The organism is Paractinoplanes hotanensis, assembly GCF_023717965.1.
GTDB lineage: Bacteria > Actinomycetota > Actinomycetes > Mycobacteriales > Micromonosporaceae > Actinoplanes > Actinoplanes polyasparticus.
Genome location: NZ_JAMQOL010000073.1, coordinates 48,620 through 75,178, shown reverse-complemented (window position 1 = coordinate 75,178; position 26,559 = coordinate 48,620). Strand labels below are relative to the sequence as shown.

The 26,559-nt window shown below is 66.1% G+C and carries 23 protein-coding genes and 1 pseudogene; 7 read left to right on the top strand and 17 right to left on the bottom strand.

The genetic code is table 11. From position 1 onward, the window contains the following. Positions 1–939 precede the first annotated feature (939 nt). Positions 940–1,176, top strand: coding sequence for a DUF397 domain-containing protein (locus LXN57_RS42555; RefSeq protein ID WP_221380428.1), 237 nt, complete (start codon positions 940–942; stop codon positions 1,174–1,176). Between the two features lie 401 nt (positions 1,177–1,577). Here the strand turns inward: LXN57_RS42555 and LXN57_RS42550 are convergent, their stop codons facing one another. Continuing rightward, positions 1,578–2,483, bottom strand: coding sequence for a Sco1979 family transcriptional regulator (locus tag LXN57_RS42550; protein WP_251803990.1), 906 nt, complete (start codon positions 2,481–2,483; stop codon positions 1,578–1,580). Between the two features lie 284 nt (positions 2,484–2,767). Here LXN57_RS42550 and LXN57_RS42545 point away from each other — a divergent pair, with 284 nt between their 5' ends. Together LXN57_RS42545 and LXN57_RS42540 are read left to right on the top strand one after the other, a co-directional pair. Further along, on the top strand, positions 2,768–3,091 hold the full coding sequence (locus tag LXN57_RS42545) for a hypothetical protein (RefSeq protein WP_221380430.1): 324 nt from the start codon (positions 2,768–2,770) through the stop codon (positions 3,089–3,091). Positions 3,092–3,903: 812 nt separating this feature from the next. Further along, entirely contained in the window at positions 3,904–4,215 is a 312-nt protein-coding gene (locus LXN57_RS42540) for a DUF3040 domain-containing protein (RefSeq protein ID WP_251803989.1), read from the top strand. A 77-nt stretch (positions 4,216–4,292) separates the two neighbouring features. On the opposite strand, the gene LXN57_RS42535 is transcribed toward LXN57_RS42540, so the two are convergent. The 6 genes from LXN57_RS42535 to LXN57_RS42510 form a co-directional block, all read right to left on the bottom strand. After that, positions 4,293–5,600 (bottom strand): ATP-binding protein, encoded by a 1,308-nt coding sequence (locus LXN57_RS42535; RefSeq protein WP_251803988.1) that lies wholly within the window; start codon positions 5,598–5,600, stop codon positions 4,293–4,295. A 67-nt stretch (positions 5,601–5,667) separates the two neighbouring features. Further along, entirely contained in the window at positions 5,668–6,075 is a 408-nt protein-coding gene (locus LXN57_RS42530) for a very short patch repair endonuclease (protein ID WP_251803987.1), read from the bottom strand. 39 nt (positions 6,076–6,114) lie between these two features. Next, on the bottom strand, positions 6,115–9,060 hold the full coding sequence (locus LXN57_RS42525) for a Z1 domain-containing protein (RefSeq protein ID WP_251803986.1): 2,946 nt from the start codon (positions 9,058–9,060) through the stop codon (positions 6,115–6,117). After that, positions 9,057–10,043, bottom strand: a complete 987-nt coding sequence (locus LXN57_RS42520; RefSeq protein WP_251803985.1) for a PD-(D/E)XK motif protein — start codon at positions 10,041–10,043, stop codon at positions 9,057–9,059. Before LXN57_RS42520 ends, LXN57_RS42525 begins: the two co-directional genes overlap by 4 nt. Continuing rightward, entirely contained in the window at positions 10,040–11,554 is a 1,515-nt protein-coding gene (locus LXN57_RS42515) for an ATP-binding protein (RefSeq protein ID WP_251803984.1), read from the bottom strand. Before LXN57_RS42515 ends, LXN57_RS42520 begins: the two co-directional genes overlap by 4 nt. 28 nt (positions 11,555–11,582) lie before the next feature. Then, the gene (locus tag LXN57_RS42510) at positions 11,583–13,565 is read right to left on the bottom strand and encodes an AIPR family protein (protein WP_251803983.1); all 1,983 of its coding nucleotides are present in this window, start codon (positions 13,563–13,565) and stop codon (positions 11,583–11,585) included. Between the two features lie 411 nt (positions 13,566–13,976). On the opposite strand from LXN57_RS42510, the gene dcm reads away from it, so the two are divergent. Further along, on the top strand, positions 13,977–15,950 hold the full coding sequence (gene dcm / locus LXN57_RS42505; RefSeq protein ID WP_251803982.1) for a DNA cytosine methyltransferase: 1,974 nt from the start codon (positions 13,977–13,979) through the stop codon (positions 15,948–15,950). A 26-nt stretch (positions 15,951–15,976) separates the two neighbouring features. Here dcm and LXN57_RS42500 read toward each other — a convergent pair whose 3' ends face one another. From LXN57_RS42500 to LXN57_RS42465, 8 genes and pseudogenes are all read right to left on the bottom strand, one after another. Next, on the bottom strand, positions 15,977–16,246 hold the full coding sequence (locus LXN57_RS42500) for a hypothetical protein (RefSeq protein ID WP_251803981.1): 270 nt from the start codon (positions 16,244–16,246) through the stop codon (positions 15,977–15,979). A 159-nt stretch (positions 16,247–16,405) separates the two neighbouring features. Continuing rightward, positions 16,406–17,245 (bottom strand): phosphoribosylaminoimidazolesuccinocarboxamide synthase, encoded by an 840-nt coding sequence (locus LXN57_RS42495; protein WP_251803980.1) that lies wholly within the window; start codon positions 17,243–17,245, stop codon positions 16,406–16,408. Between the two features lie 478 nt (positions 17,246–17,723). Then, positions 17,724–18,146 (bottom strand): annotated as a pseudogene (locus tag LXN57_RS42490) (MFS transporter); the annotation flags it as partial. Positions 18,147–18,163: 17 nt separating this feature from the next. After that, the gene (locus LXN57_RS42485; RefSeq protein ID WP_251803979.1) at positions 18,164–18,877 is read right to left on the bottom strand and encodes an MFS transporter; all 714 of its coding nucleotides are present in this window, start codon (positions 18,875–18,877) and stop codon (positions 18,164–18,166) included. A 257-nt stretch (positions 18,878–19,134) separates the two neighbouring features. Further along, a complete protein-coding gene (locus LXN57_RS42480) occupies positions 19,135–19,743 on the bottom strand; it encodes a DUF305 domain-containing protein (protein WP_251803978.1) in 609 nt (202 codons plus the stop codon). Then, positions 19,728–20,531, bottom strand: coding sequence for a lytic polysaccharide monooxygenase (locus LXN57_RS42475; protein ID WP_251803977.1), 804 nt, complete (start codon positions 20,529–20,531; stop codon positions 19,728–19,730). The genes LXN57_RS42480 and LXN57_RS42475 overlap by 16 nt, the downstream gene beginning before the upstream one ends. A gap of 89 nt (positions 20,532–20,620) precedes the next feature. Continuing rightward, positions 20,621–21,922 (bottom strand): sensor histidine kinase, encoded by a 1,302-nt coding sequence (locus LXN57_RS42470; RefSeq protein ID WP_251803976.1) that lies wholly within the window; start codon positions 21,920–21,922, stop codon positions 20,621–20,623. Beyond that, the gene (locus LXN57_RS42465; RefSeq protein WP_251803975.1) at positions 21,919–22,605 is read right to left on the bottom strand and encodes a response regulator transcription factor; all 687 of its coding nucleotides are present in this window, start codon (positions 22,603–22,605) and stop codon (positions 21,919–21,921) included. Before LXN57_RS42465 ends, LXN57_RS42470 begins: the two co-directional genes overlap by 4 nt. A gap of 36 nt (positions 22,606–22,641) precedes the next feature. Here LXN57_RS42465 and LXN57_RS42460 point away from each other — a divergent pair, with 36 nt between their 5' ends. From LXN57_RS42460 to LXN57_RS42450, 3 genes are read left to right on the top strand one after another with little or no spacing between them, the layout of a single operon-like run. Beyond that, positions 22,642–23,244, top strand: a complete 603-nt coding sequence (locus tag LXN57_RS42460; RefSeq protein ID WP_251803974.1) for a DNA mismatch repair protein MutL — start codon at positions 22,642–22,644, stop codon at positions 23,242–23,244. A gap of 51 nt (positions 23,245–23,295) precedes the next feature. Beyond that, complete coding sequence (locus LXN57_RS42455) at positions 23,296–23,709, top strand: phage holin family protein (protein ID WP_251803973.1); 414 nt, start codon at positions 23,296–23,298, stop codon at positions 23,707–23,709. Then, complete coding sequence (locus tag LXN57_RS42450) at positions 23,706–24,230, top strand: DUF3618 domain-containing protein (protein ID WP_251803972.1); 525 nt, start codon at positions 23,706–23,708, stop codon at positions 24,228–24,230. Before LXN57_RS42455 ends, LXN57_RS42450 begins: the two co-directional genes overlap by 4 nt. A gap of 7 nt (positions 24,231–24,237) precedes the next feature. Here the strand turns inward: LXN57_RS42450 and LXN57_RS42445 are convergent, their stop codons facing one another. Further along, positions 24,238–25,218, bottom strand: coding sequence for an SGNH hydrolase domain-containing protein (locus tag LXN57_RS42445; RefSeq protein WP_251803971.1), 981 nt, complete (start codon positions 25,216–25,218; stop codon positions 24,238–24,240). Then, positions 25,211–26,425, bottom strand: a complete 1,215-nt coding sequence (locus tag LXN57_RS42440) for an acyltransferase family protein (protein ID WP_251803970.1) — start codon at positions 26,423–26,425, stop codon at positions 25,211–25,213. The genes LXN57_RS42445 and LXN57_RS42440 overlap by 8 nt, the downstream gene beginning before the upstream one ends. Positions 26,426–26,559 lie beyond the last annotated feature (134 nt).

Sequence of the window (26,559 nt, the reverse complement as noted above, 5' to 3'; positions counted from 1 at the left end):
TCTCCACCATCACGCCCATAACAGATCAACGGACCACAATCCGTCAAGCTACGGGTTATTTCTCGGCGAGCCCTTAGGGATCTGATAATTCACGCCGGCTGGGCCACGCCGCGGTCCCGCGTGAACGACGAAAGACCGGTAAAGGGGAACCGGCCGGGCCATCCGGCACGGGGGAACCGGACAGCCCGGCCGGAGCCGGAGGAAAGTCTCATCAACTGAGGTTTAGGCCGCCCCGGTTTCGGATATTGCCGTATGACAATCAAACCGTGTAGATCCATGGCCCGTCGCCACCGCGAGGCGACGGTGCGTAACCACCATGCGCCCGCGACCCTTGGCCGTAGGCGATCCGTGATCGCGTTCCCTATCTCTACGCAAAGTGATCACTGCTGACGCCCCGTCAACAACCGGCCAGGAAGCAGAACACGCGGACCGTGATCAATCTCGGTCATCGGGCTCTCCCTCCACACTCGCCGGCCGCCGATTCGCGGGTCGGGACAGGGCATATCGCACACCGCCGAAACGGTGCGATACCACCGCCGCCCGGGTCGCTGCCGCGCTGACATCATCGGTCGCACCCTCGTCCCGATAGCGCGGCGCCGGGTTGCCCCGTCGCGACTCGGCATGACCGTCCTCGCCCTGGTCGAAGTGCTCCGGACCGATGTTCGGAACGGCCATCTCGTTACCTCCCGCTAGGACGCCCCCACCAGGGAGCCTGGCGCCGAGACCGAAAACGCCGTTTCCGCGACCGATCAGTCACTTAAAGATGTCACCCTAAGTGACACCCGCAAGATGCGCCCGTGCGTTATCATGCTCACAATCCCGTGAGTACGCAAGGCCAAATGCACGTGCATTTGCACCTGGTGTGAGGCAATGATTGCTCACTGGAGAGCATCTGACTCCGGGCGATCCCCGGCCGGAGGAAATCAAGGGAGCTTCAACATGACGTACGCGGTCAACGGCATCCCCGCCGGCCAGTTGGAAGGTGTCACCTGGCAGAAGAGCCGGCGCAGCAACCCCAGCGGCAACTGCGTCGAGTGCGCCGTCCTCCCGAGCGGCGAGGTGGCGATGCGCAACTCCCGCGACCCCGAGGGTCCGGCGCTCATCTACACCCGGGCCGAGATCGAGGCGTTCCTCGGCGGCGTCAACGACGGCGACTTCGACAACCTGCTCGCCTGAGCCGGCGCACCCCGAAAGCCTGAATTCTCTTCCGGCCGAGATTCCCGTCGGATGACATCGAGACAGTCAGGCCCGGCGCGGGATGAGTCGGGCCGGCCGGAACGACACTGGCCCTTCGCGGTCAGCCGCCGCAAGCACGACGTGCCCATCTCCACGTCCCGCTCGAACGGCGAGAAAATGAAGTGGCCGGGCAATGCGACCATGGGGGCGCACCCGGTGAAGAGATGGGCCTGCCTAGCCGTTCAAGCCAGGCAGGACCCGAGACGGTAAGAGGTTCGTCCACGGTCGTCGGCAGCGGGCGTGGACGAGCCCAACCGATCACCCTTCGCGACTGCGAATGCTCGGGGCGAATTTGCAGAGCCTACCCCGCGTCGGGGCATGGCTCCAGACAGTCGCTTTATCTAAGCCGGACGTCCGACCTCGTGCAACAGCTTGCCCAGGATCTCGGGCGTGTGGCTGGGCGGCTCGGCGTCGATGCAGACCCGCTCCATGGCCATCGCGTACTGGTCGACGTCCTCGCGCTTGTCCAGATAGATCGCGCTGGTGAGCTGCTCGACGTAGACGACGTCGGGAAGCTCGGGCTCGGGGAAGCGCAGGATCGCGAACGGGCCGCCCGCCGCGGCGTGACCGCCGGCATGGAACGGGATGATCTGCAGCCGTACGTTGGGCTTCTTCGACGTCTCGATCAGGAACTCGATCTGAGCCTTCATGACGTCGACGCCGCCGATCGGCCGGCGCAGCACCGCCTCGTCGATGACGGCCCACAGTTGCGGGCCCTCCGGGCGGTCGAGAATGGCCTGCCGCTGGCGCCGCAGCTCGACCCGCTTGTTCATCTCTTCCGGCGTGACACCGGCGTGGCCGAGCATGATGACCGCACGGGCGTAGTCGGGCGTCTGGAGCAGACCCGGGACGAACTGGATCTCGTACGTGCGGATCAGCGTCGCGGCGGCCTCGAGCCCCAGGTAGGACTGGAACCAGCCCGGCATCACGTCGCTGAACTGCTGCCACCAGCCCGGGTTGTTGGCCTGGCGGGCCAGCACGAGCAGCGCCTCACGCTCGTTGGCCTCGGTCACCCCGTAGAGGGTCAGCAGGTCGCTGACATCACGCTCCTTGAAGCTGACGCGGCCGAGCTCCATACGGCTGATCTTCGACCCCGAGGCTCGGATCTCCCAGCCCGCGTCCTCGCGAGTGATGCCCTTGGCCTCACGGAGACGGCGGAGTTGGGCCCCGAGCAGGATGCGCAGGACGGTGGGGCCACCGGTCGGCGCCTCCTCCTGCTGCGTACCCGCGCTCACCTGGCTCCTCATCATCACTGTGTGGGGGCTACCGGCCCGCAGTCCCACAGCATCCTAAAGGGGAGATCGTCCACAACGAAACAGCCCGGGCACTCGCCCGGGCGTTCGCCCAATGCGGATGCACGTGCATCCGGCCTTGCGGACGCCTCCGTACGCGAGGATGATAGCTGACAGACACGCACCGTTCGCTGACTCAGCGTGCTGAAAGTTCGGCTTCTCGGCCGACACGTACGCCTCGGTGGCGTTCCCCCGCCATCCGGACGGACCGGGTCCCGAGATCTTGGAGGGTCATCTCGATGTCCACGGCACCGACGTCCACCCCGACCATCGCCCCGCCCCAGCGAGACCCGGCGGACGTTGCCCCCGCCGACAGCTACCACCCCTCCGACCGCGTCTGGGTCTACCGCGACGGCTGGCGAGCCGGCGTCATCGAGGCAGCCTCCCCCCGCGCAGTCACCGTGACCTACCGCCCCGGCGCCCACCTCGGCACCGGGGTCGACACGTTCACCGCCCCCTACGTGACCGCCCGCTCCAGCGAAGACCCGGCTGTCGACCGGCGTCACATCGGCCGCGGCATGTACACGCCGACCGGGCTTCCTCTGCGGCACTCCGCGGCATGACCGGCGCGGTCACCGTTGCGGCTCTCGCCGGGCTACTGAGCCTGCTCGCGGGTGTCGCCCTGGGGTGGCACCTGCGTCGCAGCAACGAGGGGTGCCCTTCCTGCGGCGACCAGATGAGCTGCCCCGCCTGCGGGCTGGCGGCTCCCCAGCGCGACGATACGACGGCCGCCCAGCCGCTGTAGTGCAGGCCTTTTAAGCGCCGACCCCACCGGGCTCGGCGCTTCTTTGCGGTCCGGCGGCGGGTCATTTTCGCAGTTTCACTCGATCGAGCCGGGAATTCTTAATTGTCTTGCTGAATCCTCGGATTCGTCGCCCTTTTGCGCGCGCCTTTGGTTACCAAGGCTGCAACATTCAGAGCGCCACCCACGGCGACGCCAACCCATTCGACACACCGATGTCGCCCCGCGCCATGTGCGGCTTGGCCAGCAGACACCAACTGCGGTGCTCCACATAGGTGTTTGCCCGCTCGGCCACCGCCCCAAATCTCCGGATCTTGCTCCCGCTGACAGGCGAGCACCCTTAGTGAAGACACGAACGTGACCGTTCGGTGCCTGATTTCGACACGCGATACGTCCTAGTTGCCCGCCAAAGCGGCGAACGCAACGAATGGGAGCCTAGACATCCAGCGCGAATTCAAGACGGACCGCATTAGGCGCCAACCCCATCGACGCCCAGATCAGGTAACCGTCCGCGGATCGGACGTCTTGTCCGAGGGTGTGAGCTACGTGACGTGACACTGTCATCGGGTTATCGGCCCGCAACGCCGGGTATCAATGCGCCGTCGAGCGGGCAGGCAGACGGAGGTGGTCACCATGCTCGATCCGCAGGAAAAGGCCGAGTTCGACGGCTTGGTGACGTTTCTCCGAGTCGCGGACCCGAAGTTCTGCCGTCGCATGGACCGGTTGACCAGGCCACGGCCCCTGTTCTACACGTCCGCAGCCGTGGCCCTATGGCTGCTGGCGCCACTATCCATAGTCTTCGGCGGCTGGACAGGCGTCCTCTTCGCAGCAATCTTCACCGGCTACGGCTTCCGCCTCTACACGAAGCGCAACGGTAACCACCCCCAGCCCGCCTGGTGGGTGGCGACACGAGGCCGCCGCGCCCAGCCGCTGGATCCCGCCTAGCACCAGGTCTCCCTGGTCAACTGTTTCCTTCCTTCAGCGAGACGAATCAACCTTAAGTGATCCCGTCGGAACCCGGTTCAGGCATTCAACCCGAGCAGTTCCGCGACGTCGGGAGACTGCTCGCGGATGATCGCTTCGATCCGCTCCCAGGCCTGCCACTGGTCCGCCTGCATGGCGGCCATACGCAACGCCAGACCAGCGGAGACGGCGGCGTGGGTAGCCGCGCGTACCTCGGGCGGCGCGGCCAGCTCAGCCGGCACCGGCGAGGCCGGCGTACGTGACGTCTTCCGGTACGCATCGTCAGCCATCATGCAAAGTTCATTGACCGCCGGCTCGATCAGGTTTTTCAACTGAGCCGGCAAGGTGACGCGCATCTTCGCCACGTTGATGTTGAAGGTCGTGTCCAGATCGGTGTCGAATTCGACTGAGGCGCGCGCAAGTTTGGTGTGCTCATCAATCCCGCGGATTCCCGCCCAGCCGCCCCACTGCACCAAGCGGTTGGCGCGGTAGACGTAGAGGCCCTGCTGACGGTTCCAGTTGAGAGGACCAGACAGACGTTCAAACTCGGCGGGTTCGCTGAATTTGTCCCGGGCCGGCAGAACAAAGCGCCGCAGGACGACCTGACCGACGATGCCAGCCGACTCCACCTCGAATCGCTGCAACGGAAGTTCCTGCGTAGCCGGCTCCTGACGCGCAAACGGGTCCCAGGCGGCAACCTTCTGGCCGTTGACCGTGATAACCAGTTGCGGCCGCCCCTCCACGCCCTCGATGAACCGGTGGAAAACCATGCCGAGGTGTTCGGCCGCCCGCGTGGCGAGCGTGTCAAGTCGTCGGCGCGCCCAACCACCCTCAGGCTTCTTTTCCGGAAGCACCCGGTCGAGAACTTCCCAGATCACTACTGTGCCAGTGCCCTCGGAAAGCCATTGACGTGCCCGCTTGGCACTCGGCTCGGTGTTGGTAGGGTCGACGATGACCCACTGGTCCCACTCCTCGATCAGGTCCAGATCGAGCGAGCGGGCGCTCACCCGGACCGCGTTCCTGGAGTTGCGGCTGACCACAGTGAGAACCCTGCACTGAGAGAGTGAGGCCGTCTTCAGTCCCAGCCCATACCGGCCCAGCTCACCCCTCCCGTACGAGCGGCGGGTGCCGAAGCGGAGCGCCTCGAGCAGACCCTGTGCCGACATGCCTGACCCGTCGTCGGTGATGAAGACACGAGAATCCGCACCGTCATGCTCAATTAGGATCTCCACGCGGGTGGCGCCCGCGGCGACGCTGTTGTCGACGATGTCCGCCACCGCCGTCGTGAAGTCGTAGCCGATGTCACGCAGCGATCCAGTCAGCCGCGCAGCAGACGGCGACACGTCGTACCACGTTCTCTCAGCCACCCAGTCCTCCAGCACGTTGTTGGTGACGACCAGGATGCCACAGCGTCCTCAAGACCACTAAGGGGATTCAGCCCGGCGTTGCGGAACCGGAAGGTCGGATCGACGTGTACAACTCCTCTATCCGGTCGGCGGATTCGAGAACGGTCTCGTGCTCCCAGACGTGCATCACCGTCCAGCCCCGCTCAGCGAGCCTGGCATCCTTCTCACGGTCACGCTCCACGTTGCGGAACAGCTTCACGCGCCACCACTCTGCATTGTTCTTGGGCATAGTCGAATGCACAGGGCACATGTGCCAGAAGCACCCGTCCACGAACACCGCCAGACGAGCTCTGGTGAACACGATGTCCGGTTTTCCCGGCAGCTCCCGAAAATTCACCCGGAAGCGCAAACCACGCCGGTGTAGTTCACGTCTGAGTTTCATCTCAGGCGTGGTGCGCTCCCGCGGCATGCGTTTCATCTGATTGGAGACGGCCACGTTCAAAGGCCTCCGATTAGTCACCGGATTCCCTCGGGGCTAAGCGTTGGCCGAGGAGGCATCTACAACCAACGCGTTAGGATTGTGACTGTCACGGGCCTGCCATTTGATGAGATTTCCGTTGAGTGGAGTCGTGCTCATGGGCGTCACCATGTGGAACGCCAGCGTGACCCCAACCTCCTGAGTATCGTGCTTTTCCAGGACGGGATACACGACCATCGCGCCGGTAGCCGGCCCATGAAGGGAATCCGCAACCGGGTCGGGCGCTGAACCCGAGATACCGACAATGCGACTTGCGGCGTTACGGTGCCTGTACTCACTTACGACCCGCAACGAGCCTCTGCTCATAGTCCGTTGACGCGGGAACACACTGAACGGGCCATGGTCCATGATTTTCCGCTGAGGACTCTTGGCCAGACTTTGTTGAGGGAAGATGACCACCCAACGGTTCAACTGATCCGGTCGAAGTGCCCGGAGCCATGCAACTTCCGGCTTAAAAGTGTCAGCCCCGCTCCACTGGAGGCCGTCTAGAATGGTAAGCATCTCCGAATGAGGCACCTCGGCAACATGTGCTTCATATGTGGTGCTGAGTGGATGTGGAACCGACCCGGTTCCACTCTTGACTGAGCGCACCGGCTTGAATTGGACGCTCTCGCCGGCCGCAGCACGAGCGAGGACGGGCAACCAGAGCTTATTGTTCGCCTCGGTCTTGCGGCGGTCAGATTTCGGATCGGGATACGCAACCGGCTCCATCGGTTCGCCGGGAGAGCTTCGAAGAACCAGTCGCGCGTTCCACATCTTGTTGCGGGCGGCCGGGCGGAGATCGGGTCGATGCTGAGCGATCAGCGGTGGCACCTGCTTCGGCGTTATCTGTGCCTGGCCGTTAACCGGCTGCGCGTATCGCCGCAATTCCGCTCTGAGATAATTTTCGTCCTGACAGGCTGCCGCGAACATGTTGTGTAGGTCTTCGGTCGTGTAGATCCGCACCAGATCACGGAACCTCGGCCTAAAACCGAACCAGCGCCCCATCTGCATCAATGTGTCAACCTGAGCTGTGGCGCGCCGGTAGTAGGTGACCGTAAGTCCTTCGACCGTGAATCCGCGTGCCAGCTTGTTGCCGCCGACCAGAATGCGCCAGACCCGGCGCCGATCGAAGTCGAGGCTCTCCTGTTGCTTCTCCAGGTCCGGGTCACTGTTGACCACGATGACCGGGCTGCCGGTCCGGTCAGGCGGGGTCATCAGGCTGACGGCTCGACCGACGTCCTCTGCGAGGTCCTCAAAGTCAGCCGGTGTGGGGTGGTCTGCGGCGGTTGTCTGGCTGACGAGCAGGACGTCTTTTTCGTAGAGTCGACGAAGTCGGGCGAGACCTTTCGATCCACGGTAGTCAGCCCGGTGCCACCACCGTGTGATGGCATCCGCGGATTCCTTGTGCGAGTCGCGCCCCATCGCTTCGTGGACAAGCATCGTGTGGTGACGGTAGGACGCAAATCCATGCCGCTCGCGGTACAGCTTGACCGCTCCTGTCAGCACGTACATGTCAACTGCGGTAAACAACTCATCGTCCGACTGCTCATCGCCCAGCAGACGGACGTGACGACGTTCCTGCGACTCGGCGAAGCTGCGCTGGTCAATCGGCACATCGGAGTCGAAGTCGTGGAAGTCCTCGGCGCCCATGTAGCCAAGCGGTCGAGGTAGGGACACCAAGAAATCCCGCGGGAAGATGTCCTCGACGTCCGACGGATCGACGAAGACGTTGGCGTACGGCGTTGCCGTGTACCCGACATACTGGGCGCGCGGCATCATGCCCAGCAGCTGCCCGATCAGCCGGTTGATCGCCGTGCGTTCCTTACTGTCGTTCTTCCACTTGGCCGGGCTGGTGGTGTTGACCGATGCCTGGTCCGATTCATCGTCGATGATCAGTACCGGAACCTCCCCCAGCCGGTCGCTGATCCTGCCGAGGTCGGCCACCAGGTCCTGCAGGACGGTCTTGTTCTTCTTCGCGACGACGAGCCTGGCGTCACTGGTGAACAGGTTGACCGGGTCGAATAGATCTTTGGTGCGGTCGTGACGGTGAAACTCAAGTGCTGAGAAACCCTGCCTCAAACGTCGGTAGTCCCACGAGTGGGTGCTGAGACGGCGAATGTCCGGGTATCCGGCGTCCGATGGCCGGCCGCCGTGTCGGATGAACTTGTCGGCCTCCCAATCCGGATCGTCTTCATACTCGTGAGCCTTGTCATCGTGCGCGGAGATTTCGAGTTCGAGATTCTCGCGCCCGAGCAGTTCCAGGTCGAGCCGGCGCTGAGTCTGGGCCCGTAACATGTTCGTCGTTCCAGTCAGAACCACGACAAGGCGATAGCCAGCGTCAACAGCCTTGGCAATCACACCGGTGAAGTTGGCCGTCTTCCCGCTCTGCACGTACCCGACAACCAAGCCCTTAGCCTGGTAGGACATGGCGCGCGTTGGATCCGACAATCGACGCACCACCTCCTCGGTCGCGAGGTCCAGACCGTTTACGGCATCTGGATTCCAACCCTTGTTGACCAGGTAGTCGCGGTAGTGAGACCAGTAAAAGTTGCGCGCATACCGGCGTTCCTCGGTGCGCCACTCTTCCCATTCGTCCGCGATGACGATCGGTCCTGACGCCGCCGCAAAGGGGAAGCGGTCGGCGAAAAGATCCTGGGTAGGAACGTCCAGCACCAGCGCCGTTATGATCGCGTGGCGGCGCTCGGCCGTGTTGGCAATGGTGCCGCCGGCCCACTTCGCGTCTGTCTCGGCGTGGTCCCAGCCAGCCAGAACGTGTGCGAACTGCTGCCTCAGCGAGTCCTCGGGGCCGGCCGCCCGTAGGTACGTAAGCAACGCAGTGCCGTCCGCGAAGTCCTCCTGCCCATCCCCCAGCATCGTCGCCACTGGGTGAAGGCTTTTCGGGCCGGTCTGCCCCAATGCGACCAGTGCGGCGCGGTAGGCGGTGGCGATGTTGTCGCTCACGGAAGCTCCTGTCGTCCGGCCCGCACGGCAGCCCGCAACGGCTCGGGCGCTTCATCACCCGTACGGCTGGAAAGCTCGATGCGGTATCGAATGTCGCTGATGACATTGAGGTCAGTGCCGGTCAGTGCGAGCTGCTCGGCCGTCAGCCGAGGAAAATCCCCGGAAACGTGGTACGTGGCCGGTTCGGTCCGGAAACGCCATTGCTGCAGAGGCCCCTCCGCATAACGGTATGACCATCCTGCAGCCTGTACGCGGGAATCGAAGTCGTCGCGCAACAGAGGCGTCCCGAACAGGTCACGCACCCGCCCGATCAACGCGGCGACTGTGGTGCCGTCCGTCCCGGCTGCGGTCAGCTGCAGGGAAAGCAACCACAGCGACCGCTCTCCTGTCGGCTGCAGCTGGGTCACCGAGGAGATCCGGTGGTTACGGCTCTCCGACGTCGTCGTCTTGACTTCGACGTCGACCGACGGCAGCCCGAAATCGTGCTCCTCGGTGCCACCGCGCCACGCCCTCAAAGCGAGTTCCGGCGGCATAACCGAAACGAGTCCGGCCAACAGCGCCAACTCTCCGATCAGGCCGGTTTCGACCTCACGGGTCAGAGTCTGCTCGGCTCTTATCAGGTGACCGAGCCGCCGCAAGGTCTCACCCAGTGCACGGGCCACAGGCATGTGGTCCAGCTGGACACGGTCGGCGACACCACGGAGGATCGGGTACGCGTCCACGAACAGCCGGGGCTCGTCGATCTCCACCTCGATCATCCGTTGCCCGTGGTGGTGCACAGCAGAAACCTTGACGTGTTCCAAGCCGGTCGGACCGGGCTTCTCGTCGGTCAGAGTCGGGACGCGAAGGCCAATCCGCCGGTTTCCCGGATCGACAAAGATCAGCACTCTGGGCTCTCCATGAATTGGATGATCCACCGGGTAGCCGAGGTTTAGGTACTCGATGAAGCTCTCACGGGTCAAATGCCGCCCCTCGGTGCTCATGACCGGCCCGTGTGGGACGCGAGCTCGGCGCGGGCGGCAATGGTCAGAATGTTCTGCCAGAGTTCGATGTTGTCCTTGTCCCGAGCGCCGAGGTGAGCGCCTTGAAAAACATTCTCGGTCAACAGGAACAGAGCAGCCTTAAGCAGAGGTGCGTCGTTGAGCCCGCCTCTGCGGCCGCCAAGGACCGCTGTCCGGTAGCGGTTGTTCAGTCGCAGAGTCTGCGTGGTCCGGTCCACCTCGAAGAAGTCGTCGCTGTCGAACTTCGCCCACAGGATGTTGAGCGGCTCCACCGGCAGCTGGGGCAGTTCGTCGACGATCTCCCGTGCAACCTTGGGATTCAGCCCTTTGCCGGGCGGAATCACGGCGCGGCGCTGAGCGGTTGTCCGCTGATTGCTGGTGGACCACATCGCCTCGGCGGCCTGCAGATAGTCCGACATTGTGGTGCCGTCGGCCGCCCGGGCAGCCGTTACCGCAGGCGCGAAATCCGCTCCGGCAGTGACCTTAGACTTCTCCGGGTTCATCACGAACATCCCGGTCAGGTCGCCGTCGATGTCAATACTCGCCCGCGCAAGCTGCAGCTTCTTATCAGGAGCGTGAATGCCCTCCCAGCCGCCGGCATGCAGGAGTCGATCGTGGCGGTAGAAGTACAGGCCCTGCCGGTTCTCCGCTCCGCCCGGCAGCCGGTACTCCACGCTGTTGGACTTTCGAGGCCATAAATGACAGACGATCCTGAGCGGCCCGCGCGGGGAATCGGCTATGAGCGTCCGCGGCCACCCCGGCGCCGATTTGGGATAGCCGAACGGATCGATCGGTGTGACCTCGGTCGGGGCTCCCCGTCCGCCGTCGACGTCTTCGACGTCGATAGTGATGCGCACCCGACCAGCCTCGAGCAGGCGATGGAACATCAGCCCCAAGTGGCCCCGCAGGTGCTCGACGCTCCGGGATAGGAAGGTGGCGACCTGCTGGGAATCCTCGACGGCTGGGAACCCTGCCACGCGGTCCCACCGGATCACTGTCCCGGACGACGTTGCGCTAAAGGGCCAGGACCGACCAAGCTCAGCCTCCGCGAATTCGCTCGGCACCACATCGCAGTGGAAGCTTGAACGGTCCTGCTCGTGCAGCCATCGGCGACCGACGGCTGGCCGGCCAACCGATCGGCTGAGCACAGTGAGGCTTTCAGCCTGACTGAACGAGGCAGCCTTGAGGCCAATGCCGAACCGTCCAAGATCGGAACTGTCGTAGGTACGGCGACCGCCCAAAGTCATGGCCGCGTCGATACCTTCGGGCGTCATGCCCTTACCGTCATCGACCACGTAGAGGCCGATCAGGTGCACCCGGTCGCGGATGAAGCGGATCAGGACGTGCCCGGCGCCCGCATCCACCGAGTTGTCGACCAGGTCCGCCAGTGCTGTCTCCAGCGAATGGTTACGTCCGAGCGCGTCAAGAGCGTGCGGATCGGGAGGCAGCTCGACTGCTCCCTGGGTGGGGACTTCGGCGATCCAGCTGGTCATCGTGGGTCCTCAAGGCCTCTTGACGGGGTCAATGGTTCTCACGGATCGGACGGAACCCGCTCCTTCGGGCGACCTCCATGAGAAGGGAGGCGGCCCTCAGCTGTCGTCCTGCCGGCGTGTTGCCGTCGGCCAAGGCGTGGGCAACATTCCGGACAGTGCTGCGTTGTTGCGCGTCGAAGGACCCGGTCTCGGCGCCCCAGGCGGCGAGATCTTCCCAGTCGCCGACCTCGCTCTCCTGCAGTGCATCCACGTCGTTCGGATATCTGTCCACGGCGGACAGATCGGTCTCCAGCTGTGTAGGAGGCGTCCAGTCAATGTCGCGCACTGCGTCCCAGCAACCGTCCTTCTTAGCCCATTCGCCGACGTTTCCCGCGCCGGGCGGGGAGACGATAACCTTCTGTACCAGCGGCGCGAGCTCACTCACAGCCTCGGCGACAGCAGGCGAAAGCCGCTGGTCGCGCCAGATCCGATCGAGGTTCACCCGCCCGCCTGTGGCATGCACCAGTTTCGCAATTGTGTACGTCACGATGTTGGCCTTGTATCCGCCGAACCTCTGCTGGGCCACCAGCCGGTCCGCCTGCCGAAAGAGGATTGCCTTGGCGACCAGATGCTGGCAGTACTCCTTATCAACTGCCGGTGGCTGCTCCTCGATGAGCTCAGAGAACAGGGTGAAGTTCTTTTCGGCGCCCAGGCTCACCTGCTGGGGGCGCATTCGCCACGACATCTCGAATTTGGCCAGGTCCGACTTAGTGATCTTCTGGTCAGCTGGGTTGATTGTTTTGAAGATCTTCTGCCTGGAGCGGGTCATCTCCGCAGCCAAGGCGGTGGCGTACTGCCCGCGCGCCCGCTCGTAGAACCAATGCGTATCGCTGTCGTGTGCCGGACCAGGCGGTGCCCAGAGGGTACGCATGATGCGCTCGACGTCGACGTGGAAACCGGCATTGGCCCGCAGGTCGGAGGCGGTGACCCGGTTCTGTGTGTTGGAGTACGCGGAGATCTTCGGCACGATCTCATCCAGCTGGTTCGGTGACACCACCGTCAGCTTCATCTGCACCAGAACCCGGCTGATGTCGACTGCACGCCGGGCGTACTGGATGGACGCGGTGGTCTGGCCACCGTTGACGATCTGCAGGTTGTGCAGGCGCCGGATGACGCGTTGACCCGATTCATCCGTTTCAAGGTCTACACGTGAGGCGGTAGCAGCGATTCCGTTGTTATAGGCGAGGAACCGCTCGGGATGCTCCCGCAGTGTGCGCTGGATTCCGGCGTTGACCGATCCGCGCACCTGCAGAAAAGCCCGCACATTGCGTTCCAGCAACCGTGCGCCGTGACGGGAGTACAGCTCGGCGAGGTCCGTGCCAGGCACGATCGCGAGAAATACCGAGTAGTCCTCGGTCGTGGTCGGCGTACCGAGGCAGGGAAGCCCCGCAGGGAACTCCGCCACGATGGGCTCGGCGCTGCTGCCTGAAGCATTCCAGTTGGCGAGCCGGCGCAGATCCCACACGTCGAGGACAACCTTGCGATCCCGGAAGGTCAGCGGGGCGAGCGGTTCGCGCAGAACACTGCGCGCATTGGTGATGTAGACAAACCGGATCTTGTCCACCCTGCTGTAGGCATCCACCACCCGCTCGATCATGCCCGTCAATTCACTGGACGGGCCCTTCTTGGCCAGAGAGCCGGACAGGCTGCGGGCGAGGAAGTTCTCGAGGCGTCGGAACGCGGCCTCAATGTCCGACCTGTTGGCCTTCCAGGCGTCGTCCGCGCGCGGACTATAGCTGGTGATGAACAGATCGAGGACTGTGTCGTCGGTGGAGACGCCATACCCGCTGATCTCGACTCCGTGGTCCTTGAACCGGACAACTTCGGCATCCTCGGTCAGACCCTCGCTCGCCAGCTGCTCAAGCACCATGCCGGCAAAAGCGTCCCGCGGATCGACGTCATTGATTTCGGCGTATGCCCGGACGTCTTCCAGGACGGCGTAGGCGTAGAAGTCCTGATCTGCCTCACGCACTGAGCGCCTCCGTCGGGGATGCGGACGACAGTTCCGGGCAGCAGGCCGGGTGAGGGCTGACGGTGGGCATAATCCTCTCCGGGAAGCCGGGCTTCAGCCGAGTCGGGACAAGTGTGCGTCGTCGACCAGGCAGGGGCCCTCAGCATAAGGATGATCCCCCCGACGGGTCGTGTCCCGGTGGTTCGAATCGAGGTCGGATGACAGATGTCAGCTTTTCGGACGGGGTGACACCCGTCCTTCCGGCTGTCCGATTGTGAACAGGCAGAGGCGCCACCGCCGTTTGATCCGACCCGGAGCCTTCGCGAAGCCCTTCCCGGTTTGGAGGCCGGAAAGACGGCAGCACGCCGCAAACCTGGTTCCGCCGGTGTCGTTGTTGGGAAGTCCGCTTCCGTGGCGGTAGCCTGCCCACTCGTGAGCCCTGCCGAGGAATCAGCCCAGCTAACGGACGATCCAGCGGCCAAGACGGGCTTCTACGGGGTCAAGCTCATCCGTGGTCCCTTCGTCCAGCTTCCCCCGCACCCTGACGCAACCGACGACGCGGATGAAATGCTGGCCTTCGCCGCAAGGGCCCGGGCGCAGGGAACCCGGCTGGCGGCTGATCTATTCAGCGGCGCAGGCGGACTCAGCCTCGGCCTTGAGACCGCGGGCTTCCAGGTTGTGCTCGCCGTCGACCACTACCCCGAGGCGGTAGAGACCCACAGACATCACCATCCGGGTCTCAGCGTCGACTGGGACCTCGGGGATCCCGACCGGATCCGGCAGGTGTCCGAACTTATCCGGGAAGCCGGGGTAGAGCTGCTCGCGGGCGGACCGCCATGTCAGCCGTTCTCGAAGGCCGGCCGTTCCAAGATCCGGCACAGGGTGCGCTCAGGACTTCGCGACCCGTACGACGAGCGACGGGACCTTTGGCGGTCGTACCTCGAAGTAATCCGGCTCGCCCGCCCACCCGCGGTCCTCATGGAAAACGTGCCGGACATGGCGCTCGACAAGGAGATGTTCATTCTCCGGACGATGGTGCACGAGCTCGAGGCCCTCGGCTATGCCGTCGAGGAGCGCGCCGTCGATACCTGGCGCTACGGCGTACCGCAATTCCGGCAGCGTCTGATCCTCGTGGCGCTGCGCGACGGCAAGGAGTTCCAATGGCCGGCCGAGTCCTCGGAACGGCCGACCGTTTGGAACGCCATCAGCGATCTTCCGGCAGTTGAGGGCGGATGGCGGCCTGAAGGAGGCGCGGAAGGCTGGGCCGACTACGCGGGCCCGAAGACGGAGTATCAGCGCAGGATGCGTCGGAACGTGGAATCCGACGACAGGGCCAAGGTCTTCGACCACATCACCCGGCCGGTCCGCGAGGATGACCTCAAGGCGTTCCAGTTGATGGATGCCAACACGCGGTACTCGGACCTGCCCGCAGATGTGAAGCGGTACCGGGACGACATCTTCGACGACAAGTATAAGCGTCTCGACATGCACGGCCTGTCCCGCACCATCACGGCCCACATCGCCAAGGACGGTTACTGGTACATCCACCCAGAACAGCACCGGACCATCACTGTTCGCGAGGCAGCACGCCTCCAGACCTTCCCTGACGACTTCCGCTTCGCGGGGCCACCGTCCGCCGCGTTCCGACAGATCGGCAATGCGGTGCCGCCCTTACTCGGCGAACAGCTTGGTGACGCTATCTTGGAATCTCTCCAAGCCGACCGCCAGGCTCACGTCTCCACCCGTGAGGTAGCAGCCACCCTCGCTGGATGGTTTGACTCCGGCCGGGTCAACGGCCTCCCCTGGCTCCGGACGAAGACCCGCTGGCAACTCATCCAGGGCGAGATCCTGCTGGATCGCGCACCCTATGAGGTCGTCCGCAGTGTCTGGCACCTCGTCAAGGAATGGACCGGCCCCCAGGACACCCTCCACAATGAGGAAAAACTCCGTCTAGCTGGTCGTTTCACCGATCGGGCGGCGCGCGTTGACGCGCTTCTCGAGCTGGCGCGCCACTTCGTGGAACAGCCCGATCTGCTCAACGACAACGAGGCACTGCGTCGCGGCCACGGCGTAAGCGAGTCGCTCGCCGATCTCGCCATTCTGGCGGTTCCTACGGCGCGGGAGGGCGACGACGAGTCGGAGGAACCGGTTCTCGTCACGAAGGGCGTGCTACGGGTCGCCGCGCGTTTCAGCGGGAAGCCCGCAGTCGACCGCCGAAACCGCCTGACCGATGGCCGGCTTGAGGTCGCTCGCATGATCGGCATCGATACCGACGCCCGCAGCGCCCACCTCGGCCTCATCGACTTGGCCAACACTCTGTGCAGGCCACAGGATCCAAACTGCGGCGAATGTCCCTTGGCCAGAAAGTGCGCCGAAGCGAAGCCACCACCCGAGCCTCTGTTCTGAACCAGTGACCCGAACCGACGTTCGGGTCACTGGTCGGTAGAGGCGTCCTTCTTGGACGCAACGGCGGCTTCGGCCAGGAAATCGGCCAGTATGACGATCAATTTTCGGGCATGATCGATATCCAGTTGGATGCTTTGACTCGACTTTCGCACACTGGCCCGGTCTTTGCTACCGAATGTACTCAGATGTAGTACACGTGAGCTGCCGTCGTCTACAGTCTCGAACTCGCACTCGACCGTGGTGTTATGCACAGTCAGCCGTTGAGTTGAGCGCTGAAAAGCACGAATCCTCGCCATCGGACCTCCAAGATCGCTTGTCTCAATATTGATCGACGGGCCGGCCGACGTAGACCGTTTTCGGCAGCATTTAATGAACTTCCTCCATGAGACCGCGAAGGCTAATTGGACAAGCGGGGAAGCTGGCGATTTCCGGCCCCAGATCGCACAGCGGACTCGCTAACGCCAGCTTTCACCGGTGAGGCGCTCGTAGACCTCGATATACCGGTTCCGGGTTGCTTCGACGACCTCGTCCGGAATTTCCGGTCCGGGTGCCGTACGGTCCCACCCGGTCAGCGATGACGACCAGTCTCGCAGGAACTGCTTGTCGAGATAGCGCTGAGTCCCGCCTGGCTTCCACTCGTCGGCAGCCCAGAATCGCGACGAGTCTGGCGTCAGCAACTCATCACCGAGCTTGAGCGTACCCTCCCGGCTGAGTCCCAACTCGATCTTGGTATCCGCGATGATGATCCCTTTGGCGGCTGCCACCTCTTGGCCACGCCTGTAAACCTCGAGCGTGACGCGCTTCAACTCGGCCGCGAGGTCCCGGCTGGTCGCAGCCTCCACGTCGGCATACGTCATGAACTCGTCGTGTCCCTGGCCCGGCGGCACCTTGGTCGTAGGTGTGAAAATCGGCTCCGGCAAGTCTGACGCCTCAACCAACCCCGGAGGCAACGGCACTCCGGAAACAGCCCCGTCCCGCTCGTACTCTTTGAGCCCTGACCCCGCAAGATAGCCGCGAGCGATGCACTCCACCATGACCATCTCGAGCCGCTCACACCGGACCGCGCTTCCAGCCCATTCAGCTGGCACGTCCGTGCTGGAGATGACGTGGTTGGGCACAATATCGGCCAGCTGCTCGAACCACCACAGCGACAGCTGCGTCAAAATTTTGCCTTTGTCCGGGATCGGTGTAGGCAGCACTACGTCGTAGATCGAGATCCGGTCTGAAGCCACCAGAACGATTTCTCCACCGTCGGCGTAGACCTCCCGGACCTTGCCCGAGTGCAACAGCTCCACGTGCTCCCCTTTGCGTCACCGGCGTACTGGTCCACGCTATCTAACTGCTGGTCGGGCAGCCGACCCCGGATGCCGTGACATGCGGGCACGGAAGCCGTCCACGGCTCGCGCTGGATCGGATTCAACTGAGGTGGTCGCGCGGTTTCTGGCCAGCGTGACGCGCCCGTCACGGAGGCAACCGAAGTTCATAGCCGATTTTGTTGCACGGCGTTCAGGCGTCGGTCGGTCGTAGGCGACGTAGCTGTTCGTGTAGGAGTCGGATCCGCCTGACCCGATGACCAGGCCGCCGAAGCAGGTTCCTGGCGGCACTGCTCGACAGCCATCGGTGGAACAGTCATTGACAAGCACTGGACTCCATGACGGGCTCGCCCAGGATCGGCAACAGTCCCGGGCGTCGCGCTGAGATACGGCTTCCTGGGTCACCAGAGGCACATCAGACAGAAGTGCCGCCCTCTCTTGGAGAGGGCGGCACTTTTGCTTACGCGGGCTGTGCGACTGCGCGGCGGAAGATAGGGACGGACAGGCCCTTCGCACGGGCCAGGGCGAGAGTTCCGGCCAGGGCGGCTGCTGTGGTCACGGCGCCGGCTAGGAGGAGGGCTTCTCGGGGTCCCAGGGTGTCGCAGAGCCAGCCGACCAGGGGTGCGCCGACGATGCCGGAGAGGGAGGAGACCAGGGCCAGGGCGGAGAGGACCCGGCCTCGCATGTCTTCTCGGGTGTCCAGTTGGATTCGGGTGGCTACCACCGTGTCGAAGATTACTGCGCCGGCGGCAATGGGGAGCAGTACGGCCGCGAAGCCCAGGACGTTGGGGGCCAGGGCCAAACAGAACTGCAGGACGCTGATGATGAAGCCGGTGGCCAGCAGGACTCGCAGCGTGGAGCGGCCCGTGCCGGCCAGTAGGAGGCCGCCGGCGACCGCGCCTACGGCGAAGACCGTGGAGAGGAAGCCGTACGACGTGGAGCTGCCGGCAGGGGGCCGGAGACCATCGCGGCCATGGAGACCTGGTAGTTGCGGCCCAGGGAACCGAGCACGAAGCTCAACGCCAGCACGATGAGCACCACGGGCTGGGAGCGGACGTAGCGCAGGCCAGCGGCGACGCCGCGGTCGGCGGGGGCTGCGGTGGGCAGGTACCGCATTTCCGCCGTACGCATGAGAGACAGCGCACCGATCACCGCCAGGTACGAGACGGCGTTGATGGCGAAGAGCGCACTGGGGCCGGTGATGCCCACCAGAATGCCGCCCAGCGCCATGCCGCCGATGCGGCCGGCCGACGACAGCACCGAGCCCAGGGCCAGGGCCGAGCCGAGCGACTCCTTGGGGACGAGGGCTGAGCCGAAACGGCCCAGGACGGGGCCCTCGAAGGAGCCGACCACGCCGGAGAGAAGCGCCACGGCGTAGATCAGCCACGTGCTGTCGCCGGCCAGCAGCACTACGGCCAGGAGCGCGCGCAGCACCTGGAAAGCAATCAGCATGGGCTTTGCGGGGAGGCGGTCGGCGAGTGCGCCGCCCCAGCTGCCGAGCAGCAGCACCGGCAGGGACTGCAGCATGACGACCACGCCCATGGTGGCGGCCGAGCCGGTCACGGAGAGGACCAGCCAGTTCAGCCCGAGCACCTGCATCCAAGTGCCGCCCACGGACACCAGGTCGGCTACGGCCCAGAGCCGGTAATTGCGCACACGCAGCGGCGAACATCGGAGCCAAGTTCGGCACCCCCACAGAAACAAGGGACGCCGGCTGTCGGCGTCCCTTGCCTGTTCGGGAAGCGTTGGTGGATGCCTTCGCTCGACGAGAACCGCACTACCGAGCCGCAACCGGGTTGGTTGCGAAGAGCAAAGAGAACCGGACGCCGAAAAGGGCGGCCCCGCCAGGCCGCCCTTTCGGGGTCTGGATTTCAGCCGTTCATCAGTTTGAGCATCTGCTGGATCTCGCCCTGACGGGACTGCTGGACGCGCTCGGCGAACTTCTTGGTCTCGTCGTTCTTGCCGCCGGTCAGGGCGACCTTCGACATCTCCATGGCCTGGTGCTGGTGGGCCAGGAAGAGGTTGAGGAACGCCGTGTCGAAGGCGGCTGCTTTGACGGTGGTCAGAGCCTTGATCTCGGCGTCGCCGGTGCCGGGTAGGCCGCCGTGGTCGGCGTGGAGGCTGGGGGCCTGGTCGACCTTGGTGTCGGCGCCCCAGCCGGACAGCCAGGACTCGATCATTGCGAGTTCGTCCTTCTCGGTGAGCTGGATGGCCTGGGCCAGATTCTTCAGCTCGGGGTTCTTGGCCCGCTTGGTGGCCGTCGCGGTCATCTGGAGGCCCTGCTTCTGGTGGTAGGCCAGCATCTGCAGGAACATGACGTCCGTGTCGTTGTGTTCGTCGCCGGCCTTGATCTCGGCTACCGCCTGGGCGGCGGCGGGCGGGGCCGGTGGGACAGGCTCCTTCGCTGTGCCGCAGGCGCCCAGCAGGAACGGCGCGGTCAGGGCGGCGGCGATCAGAGCGCGCTTCACAGCGGCAGCCACAGGGCGAGGGTGTAGATCGAAGGCTCCCAGCTGTTGATCGCCGTGTGGCCCTGGCGGCACTGGAACTTCTTGCCGTTGAAGGTCACCACATCGCCGGTCTTGTAGGTCGCGCCCGCGGCCCAGGAACCGCCGCCGGCGGCCGGCGGGGGTGCGGTGGGCGGCTTGGTCGCGGCGGGAGGATCGGTCGGCGGAGTAGTGGGAGCCTTGGTCGGCGGCTTGGTGGCCGGAGGCGCCGTGGTCGCCGGCGGCTGAGTCGCGCCGCCGCCGGTGGAGCCGCCGCCCACGTTCACGTCTACGCAGTTGTAGAAGGCCATCGGGGTGTCCGCGATGTTCCAGACGGCCAGCACTTTCTGGCGGCCGGGGAACTTGCTCAGGTTGATCTTGTGGTTGACGACCGCGGCCGGCTGGGCGCCGCCGTCGTCGAATGCGGCGACCTTCGTGTTGCCGATGAAGTATTCCCAGGTCGAGGTCTTGTGGCGGGCGGTCAGCACCCAGCTGAAGTCGACCGTCGAGGCGACCGACTTGGCCGGCCAGTCGCGCGACTCGTCGGCCAGCACGGAGAACCCGGTCAGGCCGCCGTCGCACGACTTGAGTCCCTTGGGGCCCTCGACGCTCTGCGGCTCGAACTGGATCTGGCCGCAGTTGGCGACGGCGCCGGACGCGCACAGGGCCTGACGGCTCGGCGGCGACGACACGTAGCCGTGGGCCAGGGCCGGTGAGGCGACCGCCAGTGTCGTGCCCGCGGTCATGCCGAGGGCCATCAGGGGATAGGCGATCTTCCTGCGCATGTGGTTCTCCGTACTGTCTCGTCGCGGCAGTTACGGCGGAGAAGCTACGGAGAGTTTCCATAACGGAGCCTTAAAGGCCCCGAAAACAATCATGAAACCGTGCGCCGGGCCCGTCGCGGCTGGGCCGGCGCGTGCAGGTAGATGCCGACCCGGGCGCCGCCGAGGGGGCTGCGGTCGATCACCATCTGGCCGCCGACCAGCTCGGCCGCGCGGCGCACGATGTCGAGGCCCAGGCCGGTCGAGCCGGCCCCGCTCACTCCACGTTGGACGGATTTCGCCGGGTCGGCGATGCCGGGGCCGGCGTCGTCGACCAGCAGCCCCGCCGGCGAGACGGTGACCCGGAAGGCGACGCGTTCGGGGGTGTGCGAGAAGACGTTGCCGAGCATCGCGTCGACCACGCCGATCAGCTCGCTGCGCGGCACAGCCACCATCACCGGTTCGTCGCCGCCGATGACCCCCCACGGCCTTTCCTGGTCCTCGGCCAGCACCGACCAGAACGCGAGCCGGTCGGCCAGCACCTCGACCAGGTCGGTCTCTTCCCGGCCGCGGGCCTGTACGCCGAGCCGGGCGCCCTTGATGATCGCCTCGAGTTCCTCGTCGAGCAGGTCACAGGCCTGTCGCATGCGCTCGCCGATCGGCCCCGGCGGCATCGCCTCGGCGTCCAGGCGGAGCGCGGTCAGCGGCGTACGCAATCGGTGGGACAGATCGGCGGCCAGTTCCCGCTCGCGGTCGAGCAGGCCGTTGAGGTCGTCGGCCATGGTGTTGAAGGCGTTCGCGGCGTCGCGCAGCTCGCGTGGGCCGTCGGGGGTGACACGGGTGCCCAGTTCGCCGCCGCCGAGCCGCCGGGCCGAGCCGGAGAGTTCGCGGGTGGCCCGCACCAGGCGGCTGCCGAGCCGGTCGGCCAGCAGCGTCGAGCCCGCGACCAGCACGATGGCCAGGCCGCCGAGCACGAACCAGGCCGCCCACACCCCCCGGGTCAGCTCGTCGTCGGGCACGAAGACTTCCACCACGACCGTACGGCCGTCCGTCAGCACCGTCGGCTGCAGATACACCATTCCGCCGGTGACCGGGGCCAGCGCCGAGCGGCGGGCGTCGGCGGCCACCGCGATCTGCCCGCCGGAGGTGTGCGAGACGCCGATCGCGGCGACGTCGGGCAGGTGCACGGCGAGCCGGCTCTCACTGCCCGCGGTCGTGCTGGCCACCGCGTTGGTCAGCAGCGTCGGGTCGGCGTCGACGCCGAGGACGGTGACGAGCGAGGTGGCCTGCTGGCGGGCATCGCTGACAGCTCGGTCGTACGCGATCTGGCGGGTCGCCACGGCCAGCGGCACGAGGAACGCGAGCGCCACCATCGAGGTGATGGCGAGGGCGAGCCGGTTGAGGGTCCATCTCATCGGGGATCGACCATCATGACCCCGACCCCCCGTACGGTGTGCAGGAAGCGCGGTTGAGCGGCCGTCTCCCCGAGCTTGCGGCGCAGCCACGAGATGTGCACGTCGATGGTCTGTTCCTCGCCGATCCGGGCCTGGTTCCACACCTCGTTCATCAGCTCGCGCCGGCTGATCACCTGACCCACCCGCTCGGCCAGGTAGGCCAGCACGTCGAACTCGCGGCGGGTCAGTTGCAGCGCCTCACCGCGCAGTTCGGCGCGGCGCTGACGCGGGCTGATCACCAGGTCGCCGACGGTGATCGCGGTGGGCGCCTCGTTGGTCGTGGCGCGGGAGCGGCGCAGCACGGCGGCGATGCGGGCCAGGATGTGCCCGCCCGAGAACGGCTTGGTCACGTAGTCGTCGGCGCCCGCGCTGAGCAGGCTGATGATGTCGGCCTCGGACCGCCGGGCGGTGGCCACGATGACCGGCACGTCCGACACCGAGCGCATCATCCGCAGCGCGTCGGTGCCGTCGATGTCGGGCAGCCCCAGATCGAGAATGACCAGGTCGGGACGCTCGTCGGTGACAATCTTGAGTGCCTCGGCGGCCCGGCCCACCGGGCGCACGACATGGCCCGCATCGGTCAGCGCACGGGACAACGCCGCTGTGATGATGCGGTCGTCCTCGACGAGCAGGATCATCGCCATGGCGTACACCATAGGGGCAGATGAGACGATGTCCTCGTGCGATCTTCTCGGTGGGCGCCGATCGCGGGGTGGTGTGCCGCCACCGCGACGAGCATTGTGCTGGCCTCGGTAGCCCTGCTGCCGGTGCTTCGTACGTCATCGCCCGAGGACGCCGCGCTGGCGCAGCTGCCCGCGGCCGACTCCACCAGCTTCCCGGCGCCGTTGCCGAAGGTGAGCGCATCGGCGACACCGAGCGTCACCCCGACGACCCGGCGCCCGCCGCCCGCCACCACGAAGGCCACCACCACGCCGCCGCGCTCCACGCCGCCCACCAGCACGACGCCGAAGCCGCCCGCGGCCACCACGACCCCGCCCACCACGACCGAGGACGGCTGGACGGTCACCACCGCCGGGGACGGCACCCGCACCTACGTACGGTCGTTCCGGGTCGAAGGCGGCCAGGCCGTCATCAAGATGACCTCGGACGGGGTGGTCTCACTCGTGACCGCGACCCCGGCCGACGGCTACTCGGTGCAGAAGGTGCAGGACTCGCCGGACAACATGGCGGTCTACTTCAACGAGAGCCAGCACAGCTTCATCATCCACGCCACCTGGCACAACGATCGCCCGTTCGTCCAGGTGAGCGAGGTCGGATCCTGATTACCTGACAAATCGGCGGGTAAGTGGACTCCTGAGGAAGGGAGCTCACTGATGACGACGCACACCGAGCAGCAGCAGCCGGTTGGTCAACTGGTCAGCCAGCTGAGCGAACAGGTTTCGACGCTGGTGCGGGACGAGCTGACGCTCGCCCGGATGGAGATGGTCGAGAAGGGCAAGCGCGCCGGCGCCGGGGCCGGGCTGCTCGGCGGGGCCGGCGTGATCGCCCTGTACGGGCTGGGCGCCCTGTTCGTGACGATCGGAGCGCTGCTGGCGCTGGTCCTGCCGGTCTGGGCGGCTGCCCTGATCGTGACGGTTCTGCTGTTCGCCGTGGCCGGAGTGGCCGCGCTGATCGGCAAGAAGCAGGTGAAGCAGGCCGTGCCGCCGGAGCCCGAGGAGGCCATGGCGAGCGGCAAGCGCGACGTGGAGGCCGTGAAGACGGCGATCCGGGACGGACGGCAGGCATGAGTGACACCAGATCGCACCAAGAGATCCGCGCCGAGATCGCCGAGACCCGCGCCGAACTCGCCGACACCGCGTCCGCCCTGGCCGCCAAGGCGGACGTGAAGGCGCAGGTCAAAAACGCGGTGGCCGAGAAGAAGGAGGCCGCCGCGGGCAAGACCGGACAGGTGAAGCAGACCGTCACGGAGAAGGCCGAGCAGGTCAAGCAGGTCGCGGCCGAGAAGACCGAACAGGTCAAGCAGGTCGCCGCCGAGAAGACCGAACAGGTCAAGCAGGCCGCCGCCGAGAAGACCGAACAGGTCAAGCACGCGACCGTGGACGGGCTGGCGCACGTCAAGCAGTCGACCGCGCAGCACACGGCTCGCCTCGCGGAGACCGCGGCCGGCGCTACCGACCAGTTCGTCGGCCGCACCGACGCCGACGGGGTCGTGCGCGACCGGCGTCCGATGCCGCTGGTCGTGGCCGGGGCGATCGCCGTGGCCGGCGCCGCGGTGGTGACAGCCCTGGTGCGACGGCGCCGGCGTTAGTCGGAACTCAGGGAACGGCGTCCGGCGGGAAGTGCTCGAGCAGCGCTTCCTCCAGGGCGCCGTTCAGCATGCGGGCATAGGTGCCCGTCAGGTGGAACCGGTTGCGATAGACGGTGACGTTGCCGATCACCGGCGTGCACAGGGCCGTGCACAGCCACGGCAGCACCGACACGTAGGCCGCGCCCGTCGCCTTGGCCGCTGCCGCGTCGGCGGCGTTCCACGTGCGTGCGGTGGCCGCGGTGCGGGTGGTGGAGCAGGCCGCGATGTTGTCGCGGTGGGCGGCGAGACACTCCGGCGCGCTCTGGTCGAGCACCGGGGTGTCGCCGAGCACCAGCGCCTGCCGGGCGAAATCCTTGAGCGTACGAAGAGTGTGCGTGAGACCGGCCTGCCAGTCACCCGGCGTGATCAGCTCGCCCCGGCCGCTCTTCTGCGAGAAGCTCTCGTTCGTCACGATCAGCAGTTCCGGCCGGATCGCCGCGATCCGGGCCGCCACAAAGGCCCGGAACCGGTCGCACTCGGCGAACGGACGCTGCTCCTGCTGGTTCCAGAAGGTGATGTTCAGGGCCGGGCACGCGGGCTTGCCGAAGACCTGCAACCGCCAGTCCCGCCGCTCGGCGATCACGCTCATCGCCGGCACCCACATCCCGGCGTGCGAGTCGCCGTAGAGCACCACGTCGATCGCGCTCGCCCGGTCGCCGAAGACGCACGGCTCGATCCGGTCGGCCCGGGGCCCGGCCTCGCACTGCTCGTGGTCGAAGCCGACGTCCTCGGCGGTGGTGGCCAGCGACGGCGTCAGGTCGGCGGGCAGCGTACGCAGCACCGGGGCCTTTCCGACCGCGTCGAGCACGTCTTCGAGGCTGATCCGCGGGGCCGGCGGGGCGAGCACGTGCGGAGGCGGCGGCACCGCGGCGGCGCAGCCGGCGATGACGGCCAGCACCACGACCAGCGACGAGACACGGAGACTGCGGGCGGACTGACGGCTAGTCACGCGGGGCTCCTAGACGGGGGGTGTATTGGGCGCCGTTTCCGGGGTCGGCCGCGGGCGAGGTGGACGTCTGCCACCGGGCGACCGCGAGCGGCGCCACGATGAGCCAGGCGGCCAGGGACAGGCTCAGCACGTACGAGCGGCGCAGGTGGGCGCTGCGCCGGATCGGGTCCTCGAGGCAGACGTACGTGATCACGGCGAGCCCGAGCGAGGCCACGACCAGCAGCGCCCGGCTGGTGGCGGGCAGCGGCCCGCCGTACGCCTGCTCCGCGACGACCAGCACCGGCCAGTGCCACAGATAGAACGGGTACGACACGCGGCCGAGCCGGACCAGCGGCCACCGGCCGAGCACGGAATCGCCGCGACCGGCCAGCACCAGCACCGTGGCCAGGACGGGCAGCGCGGCGGCGTACCCGGGGAAGGGTGTGGCGTCGTCGAAGGTCAGCGCGGCCACCACGATCAGGGCCAGCCCGGTGCCGGCCATCGCGGTGGCGATCCGGTACGGGATCCGGTCGAGCCGGGTCGCGGCCAGCGCGAGCAGGCAGCCGGCGCCGAGCTCCCAGCCGCGGGTCACGGGCGAGAAATAGGCCCACGTGCCGGTCTGCCAGATCGAGTACGCGAAGGACGCGGCCACCGCGGCGGCCAGCCACCAGCCGATCGCCCAGCGGAAGCCCAGCCAGAGCAGCACCACGATCGCGGCCGGCCAGACGAGATAGAACTGCTCCTCGACGGCGAGCGACCAGAAATGCTGCACCGGCGAGGGCGCGCCCTGAGAGGCCAGGTAGTCCATGCCCCCGGCGGCGAAGTGGAAGTTCCCGGCGAACAGCGCCGACCAGACCACGTCGCCGGCGATCTCGTCGCCCCGCAGGTAGCCAAGCCAGTGATAGCTCGCCAGCAGCGTGGCCACCAGCACCAGGGCGGCCGCCGGCAGGATCCGCCGGGCCCGCCGGGCGTAGAAGCCGATCAGCGACAGGCCGCCGGTCTCGCGGATCTCCCGCAGCATCAGCGACGTGATCAGGAAGCCGGAGACGACGAAGAAGACGTCCACGCCGATGTAGCCGCCGGCCAGGCCGGGAACGCCCGCGTGGAAGAGGACGACCAGCACGACCGCGACCGCGCGCAGGCCCTCGATGTCGGGACGGAAGCGGATCGTCGAACCGGCGGCCGCGGGGGCCGCCGGTCGACGTACGCCGGTTGTCGTCTCTGTCATCGCGCACACGCTAGAGCGCACGAAAACTGGCAAACAGCGGTTCCCCGCCGAAACAGCACGTTCCGGGAAATATTCGACAGTTCACCAGCGGGCGTATCAGTACCGTGCTAAAGGCCCCTCAGCCCTTGCCCCTG

What these genes read in the sequence shown, in the direction of transcription:
- LXN57_RS42555 (WP_221380428.1), top strand. Translation starts at nt 940, where the DNA reads ATGACGTACGCGGTCAACGGCATCCCCGCCGGCCAGTTGGAAGGTGTC.
- LXN57_RS42550 (WP_251803990.1), bottom strand. Translation starts at nt 2,483, where the DNA reads ATGAGGAGCCAGGTGAGCGCGGGTACGCAGCAGGAGGAGGCGCCGACC.
- LXN57_RS42545 (WP_221380430.1), top strand. Translation starts at nt 2,768, where the DNA reads ATGTCCACGGCACCGACGTCCACCCCGACCATCGCCCCGCCCCAGCGA.
- LXN57_RS42540 (WP_251803989.1), top strand. Translation starts at nt 3,904, where the DNA reads ATGCTCGATCCGCAGGAAAAGGCCGAGTTCGACGGCTTGGTGACGTTT.
- LXN57_RS42520 (WP_251803985.1), bottom strand. Translation starts at nt 10,043, where the DNA reads ATGAGCACCGAGGGGCGGCATTTGACCCGTGAGAGCTTCATCGAGTAC.
- LXN57_RS42515 (WP_251803984.1), bottom strand. Translation starts at nt 11,554, where the DNA reads ATGACCAGCTGGATCGCCGAAGTCCCCACCCAGGGAGCAGTCGAGCTG.
- LXN57_RS42500 (WP_251803981.1), bottom strand. Translation starts at nt 16,246, where the DNA reads ATGGCGAGGATTCGTGCTTTTCAGCGCTCAACTCAACGGCTGACTGTG.
- LXN57_RS42475 (WP_251803977.1), bottom strand. Translation starts at nt 20,531, where the DNA reads ATGCGCAGGAAGATCGCCTATCCCCTGATGGCCCTCGGCATGACCGCG.
- LXN57_RS42470 (WP_251803976.1), bottom strand. Translation starts at nt 21,922, where the DNA reads ATGAGATGGACCCTCAACCGGCTCGCCCTCGCCATCACCTCGATGGTG.
- LXN57_RS42465 (WP_251803975.1), bottom strand. Translation starts at nt 22,605, where the DNA reads ATGGCGATGATCCTGCTCGTCGAGGACGACCGCATCATCACAGCGGCG.
- LXN57_RS42455 (WP_251803973.1), top strand. Translation starts at nt 23,296, where the DNA reads ATGACGACGCACACCGAGCAGCAGCAGCCGGTTGGTCAACTGGTCAGC.
- LXN57_RS42450 (WP_251803972.1), top strand. Translation starts at nt 23,706, where the DNA reads ATGAGTGACACCAGATCGCACCAAGAGATCCGCGCCGAGATCGCCGAG.
- LXN57_RS42440 (WP_251803970.1), bottom strand. Translation starts at nt 26,425, where the DNA reads ATGACAGAGACGACAACCGGCGTACGTCGACCGGCGGCCCCCGCGGCC.